The sequence below is a fragment of the Terrimonas alba genome, assembly GCF_042434975.1.
GTDB classification, from domain to species: Bacteria; Bacteroidota; Bacteroidia; order Chitinophagales; family Chitinophagaceae; genus Terrimonas_B; species Terrimonas_B alba.
Genome location: NZ_JBHMQM010000056.1, coordinates 1 through 713, shown reverse-complemented (window position 1 = coordinate 713; position 713 = coordinate 1). Strand labels below are relative to the sequence as shown.

At 52.3% G+C, this 713-nt stretch carries 1 protein-coding gene; it reads right to left on the bottom strand.

Features of this window, described 5'->3' with window-relative positions:
- Positions 1-713, bottom strand: a 713-nt coding sequence (locus ACFEL9_RS26165) for a hypothetical protein (protein ID WP_385896381.1), incomplete at both ends; no start/stop codon positions are given.

Sequence of the window (713 nt, the reverse complement as noted above, 5' to 3'; positions counted from 1 at the left end):
GCATTTACTGTAGTTGCAACCGGGGTTGTTATCACTACAGGTGTTGCCGGTGTTACGGTGAAGGTTGCCGTTGCAGTTGGTGCTTCGCAAAGATCAGTAGCAGTGAAGGTCACTGTTACGGCACCACCGGTACAAAGTGTTCCTGCACCTGTTGCATTATTGGTAAGAACCGGATCACAACCACCCGTTACACTGGCTGTTGCCAGCCATGCCTGGAAGGCTGCATCAAGCGCTGCCTGGTCTGCATAGTCACATGCATTTACTGTAGTTGCAACCGGAGTGGTTATCACGACAGGTGTTGGCGGTGTTACGGTGAAGGTTGCTGTTGCTGTCGGCGCTTCGCAAAGATCAGTAGCAGTGAAGGTCACTGTTACGGCACCACCGGTACAAAGTGTTCCTGCACCTGTTGCATTATTAGTAAGAACCGGATCACAACCACCCGTTACACTGGCTGTTGCCAGCCATGCCTGGAAGGCTGCATCAAGCGCTGCCTGGTCTGCATAGTCACATGCATTTACTGTAGTTGCAACCGGAGTGGTTATCACGACAGGTGTTGCCGGTGTTACGGTGAAGGTTGCTGTTGCTGTCGGCGCTTCGCAAAGATCAGTAGCAGTGAAGGTCACTGTTACGGCACCGCCGGTACAAAGTGTTCCTGCACCTGTTGCATTATTGGTAAGAACCGGATCACAACCACCCGTTACAGAAGCGGTAGC